Source organism: Psychromonas sp. (genome assembly GCF_983033635.1).
This window is the reverse complement of record NZ_CEZLMY010000113.1, coordinates 4,786-10,378: the sequence shown is the minus strand read 5'-3', so window position 1 is coordinate 10,378 and position 5,593 is coordinate 4,786. Positions and strand designations below refer to the sequence as shown.

4 protein-coding genes are annotated in these 5,593 nt (G+C 42.3%); 3 read left to right on the top strand and 1 reads right to left on the bottom strand.

The window, feature by feature from the left end; all coding sequences use genetic code 11:
• Nucleotides 1-2,281, top strand: a 2,281-nt coding sequence (locus AC4GME_RS13350) for a LamG-like jellyroll fold domain-containing protein (protein WP_490379565.1), incomplete at its 5' end; no start/stop codon positions are given.
• Nucleotides 2,282-2,380: 99 nt separating this feature from the next.
• On the opposite strand, the gene AC4GME_RS13345 is transcribed toward AC4GME_RS13350, so the two are convergent.
• Nucleotides 2,381-2,839, bottom strand: a complete 459-nt coding sequence (locus AC4GME_RS13345) for an AAA family ATPase (RefSeq protein ID WP_490379564.1) — start codon at nt 2,837-2,839, stop codon at nt 2,381-2,383.
• Between the two features lie 517 nt (nt 2,840-3,356).
• On the opposite strand from AC4GME_RS13345, the gene AC4GME_RS13340 reads away from it, so the two are divergent.
• Together AC4GME_RS13340 and AC4GME_RS13335 are read left to right on the top strand one after the other, a co-directional pair.
• Nucleotides 3,357-4,775 carry a GH1 family beta-glucosidase gene (locus AC4GME_RS13340; protein WP_490376346.1) on the top strand — a complete coding sequence of 473 codons (1,419 nt, stop codon included), beginning with the start codon at nt 3,357-3,359 and terminating at the stop codon, nt 4,773-4,775.
• A gap of 85 nt (nt 4,776-4,860) precedes the next feature.
• Nucleotides 4,861-5,593: LacI family DNA-binding transcriptional regulator (locus AC4GME_RS13335; RefSeq protein WP_490379563.1), on the top strand; the 733-nt coding region annotated here is incomplete at its 3' end.

Sequence of the window (5,593 nt, the reverse complement as noted above, 5' to 3'; positions counted from 1 at the left end):
CAGTAATACCCTCACCTTTGAAGAACCTATTCATTACGATGTTAATGCAAGTTACAACTGGAAGATCCAGAAGGCCGGAAGTTATCTAACCGAAGTGGGATTGGAGGACATTGCTTTAGTGGGCAACTTCAGCTCCGATAATACCTTTGTACACCATCGTAGTACCAGCTTCGATGACGAAGCTTGGAAGGGAGTTGTACTGACTCAAGTTCGTAATTCCTGGATCCGTCGTGTGCGTACTGTTAATACGAACCATGGTATTGATGTCAATAATGCCGTTGATACTAGCTTGTTGGAAATAATCATGGAGGGGAATAATGGTCATCACAGTATGATAATTAACTCTTCTACCCGAACCTTGATAGGGCTAGTAGAGGAACGCAATATTTGGGAGCACCCTGCAGGCCAAACAGGCCCAAATTCTGGTAATGTATTCTGGCGTTATGATGCTCGTGAGGTGATGGATCTGGATAACCATGGCAAGTATGGCTATGCCACACTTAGAGATGTGATGTCGGGACACAATCCGGGTAATGGTTCAGGCAGTGCCAGCCAGACCCCAAGACATCTGCGTTATTATACGCTTTGGAATTATCAATTTAAGTATCGCGGAGCTGCTACATCTCAAGTAGCCCATAATTTTTGGGAATCAGCGTTCAGTGCTATCGTACAGCCTATTGTTGTTGGATATCAGGCTCCAATTGCTGGTTTGTTAGTTACAGAGTCGGAAGATGCCGCCTCGAAAGCCTATCCTAAACCCCTCTACCCCACCATGCAGATCAATGAGTCCTATGGAACAGAGGTTACACCTCAATCTCTATATGAAGCACAATTGACATATCGCAAGGCCACTGTTCCAAACTGGGTGAATGATTACCAGCAAGACTGGGCTATATTTAGCAATACGACAGCGATTATGGATCCATTGTTAGATAATGATGTCTTCAATTCAGACTCAGATATCGTACTGTCGGCAACAGTGCCGTCTGAAATTGCCACTGACGTCACTAAAGTGGAGTTTCTACATGGTGATACGGTATTGGCTAGTGATAGCGTTGCCCCTTACAGCTTTACCTGGAATGCTCCGCAAGATGGAACTTACTCTATACAGGCACGTGTTGTACGTAGCGGTGGAGAAAGCGGCAACAGCCAACCAGTCAATATTTATGTCGGAAACAAAGCAACAACGCCGTTACCTGTTACAATTGTACAAGCGTTAACGGACGCTGGTTCCACGGCAACCGAATTGGATAATCAACCAAGTTCTAATTTAATCGATGATGATCTGAACAGTTATTGGACATCCAATGCTTCCAAACGAAAACCAAATAATACGCGTACACCGCAGTTAGTGGATTTTGATCTCGGTGGCACTAAAAATGTTAACCGTGTGGATATTGCCTGGACCCAAGGAGAACAACGTGCAAATTATTTGAGAGTGCACATTTCTCAGGATAATATTAACTGGACTGAGGTATTACGAACCATTTCCAGCGCCACCACCAGCGGAATGGAAACCTACTACTTTGATGGTGGCCCTGCACGTTATGTCCGTATTATCGGTTTCACCAATTCAGTCTCCCGAGATACCCAAATCAGTGAAATTGATTTGTTCGAGCAAGAGGCAAGCATCCCCTTTGCACCGAGTCAGGGAATAAGTTTCGATGGTATTGACGATTATATTGAGTTGGCTGATATCGATTATGGCTCTAGTCAGCGGATCTCGATCTCTATGTGGCTTAAATTTTCAGCGCCTGCAAGTACTGCGTTTGTTATGCGTAAAGCTAACAGCAGTTCCAACAACCCTTATTACATTCAGGCAGCCTCTAACGGCAAGATTTCTGCTCGTGTAAACGGTATTAATGGTGGTGGAATTGCGGGCTTGGCTGATAATCAATGGCATCATTTTGCTATGACCTATCAGGGCAGCTCATCGTACTTGAGAACCTATAAGGATGGGGTATTAGTTGCTTCAGTTACAAACGCAACTCCACCAGTCGACAATGATTTCTTAGTTACAATCGGCGGTTCAGCTAACGGAAGCTACCAGTTTGCCGGCAGTATTGATGATCTCAGAATCTATAACAAGAAATTATCGGCTGCGGAAATTGCCGAGTTAGCAGCAGCTCCTCATCTTAATGAAACAGCAGCCTGTACTCCTGTTGTGGAAACCAATCTGCAAGGCTTCTGGCCAATGGCAGACGGTGGCACGACTGAGACATGTGATGTCAGCGGCAAAGCAAATCACGGTATTCTGAATAACGGCCCAAGTTGGAATTAGTGTTAGAAGGTCGGGCTTGTCCCGACCTTCACCGTGAAATAGAGTTCCGAAAACCATGCTTTTATAAATAAGCCCATAGCCCTTTCGTATCAGGGCTATTTAAACACTCGGAAAGCGAATTAACACATCAACTTTTGTAGACATTGAAGCACTCAGCGTTTGTGTTTTTTCTGGTGCCAGAATAACAATGCCATTATGTTTGGCGATATTTTTAAATAAATTATTAAGATCAAAGCTAGACACACGTTCATGTGAATTTTTTACAGCAGTTCTTTTATCAAATAATAGGTCTGCGTTTTCAAAAAGTAATATATTTCGACTGCTACGCGCTTCATTAAATAGAGTTGCTACGCTTGTTTCTGATGCTTCATCATTAATTGCCGTAGAGTGCTGCACAGTATTTTGTGTATATGATGTTAAGTCTGCAATTGCGGCTGTTAAGTCACTAGTACTTGCGCCATTAAATGTAATGAGAAAACGCGTCTTGTGGCTTGCAATTTGAGGCATATCGTTTAAAAATCGATGATAACTCTTACTCTGGTACTCTACTATTAGCATTTGTATTCCTATTTAGAGATTCTTATCTAGTAGTTATTGTTATAGTTCAATAGTTGTTTTTCTGCTGTCAGTTTAACAGCTTCTTCAATAAAAAGTTCAACTCTTCTGTTGTTATCAGAACGAGTAACCTTATCATTGATGACTTACACCAGCCGAAACATTTGCTGTTCAGCCTTTTGCTGTTAATTTCAAGCGCCACATCAAGTTGTTACAAATGAAATACAATTTTAATGTATCACCAAGCTGTGACTGTATGTCCAACACTAAATAACTATATCTTCGACAATCCTCCTTCTAATGTTCAATTACTACTGGATAAAGTAGATAAATGTAACCGGTTACTGCAACCGGTTACTGTAACCGGTTGCGTAAAAGGTGCTAACCTTATATCATTAGTCAACTGTAACCGTTTACATTAGAGGTTGTTAATCTTGCACTATTTCTTTTAAAACCATCTTAACTCCTAACCGATTGATTTAAAGATAAATAAAGTATAACTAAAAGCAAAGGAGAGATCATGACTCAGTTTCCAAAAGATTTTCTATGGGGTGCAGCCAGTGCAGCTTATCAAGTTGAAGGCGCGCACGATGTTGACGGCAAAGGTCTGTCAGTTTGGGATGTTTATTCCCACCAGCCCGGCACCACTTATCAAGGTACTAATGGTGATGATGCAGCTGATCACTACCACCGCATGGAAGAAGACGTTGCCTTAATGGCTGAACTGGGTATGAGCAGTTACCGTTTCTCTATTAGCTGGGCGCGTATTCTTCCCCAAGGTAAAGGAGAGGTGAACTTAGCCGGAATCGATTTCTATAGTCGCTTAATTGATAATTTATTACGTCACAATATCAAACCTATGATCACTTTGTACCACTGGGATTTGCCGCAAGCCCTGCAGGATGAAGGCGGTTGGGAAGCGCGAGCAACAACTGAGGCTTTTGTTGAATATGCGAAGGTATGTTATCAACACTTCGGTGATCGCGTTGATCTGTGGTCTACGTTTAATGAAACAGTTGTCTTTATCGGTCATGGTTATATCACAGCACAGCATCCTCCCGGAGTAAGAGATCCTGCGCGTGGATTACAGGCATGTCACCATGTCTTTATCGCACATGCAAAGGCCGTTGCAGCTTTCAGAAAAGCTAAAGTTGCAGGGCTAGTCAATCAGCTAGCTGTAATTGGTTTTGTTAATGTATTACAACCGCATACCGCCGCAAGCAGCAGCCAGAAAGATATTAAAGCACGTGAAATAGCTGATGCAATCTTCACTCACTGGTTTTACGATCCGGTATTAAAGGGACAATATCCGCCTGAGTTGTTGAACATGGCGCAAACTGCACTTGGCGCGCCGCAATTTGCGCCTGGCGATGAGAAGTTACTCAAAGATAATATCTGTGATTTCATCGGCGTAAATTATTATAAACGTGAAATGATAGCTGCTAATGACGGGGAGAGTATTACCACTCAGAACACGACGGGAGAAAAAGGCTCAGCTAATGAATTTGGATTTCGAGATCTTTTTAAATTTGTGCGTAACCCGGACGGGGAATATACAGACTGGGATTGGGAAATTTATCCGCAAGGTCTGAGCGATGGAATAATGCAAATTACACAACGCTACGGTAAAATCCCAATCTACGTCACCGAAAATGGTTTAGGTTACAAAGATCCGATTATTGATGGTGAAATTGTTGATGATGCTCGAATCGATTATTTACGTCGTCATATTGAAGCGACCCGCAGTGCTATTGCACTAGGCGCTGATGTTCGCGGATATTACCCATGGTCATTTATTGATTTACTAAGTTGGTTAAACGGTTACCAAAAGCAGTATGGTTTTGTTTATGTAGATCGGGATAACAACCTCAATCGGAAAAAGAAAAAAAGCTTTGCCTGGTACCAAAATGTAATTCAGTCGCACGGACAAATTTTATAAACAATCGCCCGTCTGTGTTTGACGGGCTCAATAGCAGGGAATCTATTGCTCGGCACTTGTGGTCGAGCTTAATAGCAATAAAACTATGGCAACCATAAATGATGTTTGTAAATTAGTCGGCGTTTCCAAAGCGACCGTTTCCAGAGCAATAAACGCTAAGGGACAAGTTAAAGAGTCAACTCGCAAAGCTGTGTTTGCTGCGATGCAGGAGTTAGGTTTTAAACCAAACAGGTTAGCACAGGCATTAGCAACCAACAGCTCTAATAGTATTGGTTTAGTCGTTTCAAATTTTGATGGTAATTATTTCGGTGCATTACTAAAACAAGCGGCCAAAGCGGTCGAAGATGCTGGAAAACAGCTGATTGTGACCGATGGCCATGATGACCCGCAACGTGAAATTGCAGCAATCGACTCATTGGTTGATCGACGTTGCGATGCAATTGTTTTATATAGTCGCTCTTTGTCAGAGCAAGATTTTACCGATCTCAAACAGCGTATTTCAGTTCCTATCGTGGTTATTAATCGTCAATTAAAGGAAAAGGCTGCTCATGCTGTTTCATTTGATCAGTACCACGCTGCACAGTTGGCTGTTAACCATTTACTGGATTTAAACCATCAACAGATTGCTTGTATTACTTCACCACTTAACTCAGCAACAGGTCAAATGCGTTTAAAAGGCTACCTAAATGCTCTGGCTGAACGTGGCATTGTTGTGAATCAGCAAATAATTATTGAAGGTAGCAACAGAATCAACAGTGGCTACCTAGCTTGTAAAAACATTTTAGCAACTGGCGAAGCCTTTAGCGCGCTTTTTGCCG

Coding starts and splice junctions, on each gene's coding strand:
- AC4GME_RS13340 (WP_490376346.1), top strand. CDS start 3,357: ATGACTCAGTTTCCAAAAGATTTTCTATGGGGTGCAGCCAGTGCAGCT.
- AC4GME_RS13345 (WP_490379564.1), bottom strand. CDS start 2,839: ATGCTAATAGTAGAGTACCAGAGTAAGAGTTATCATCGATTTTTAAAC.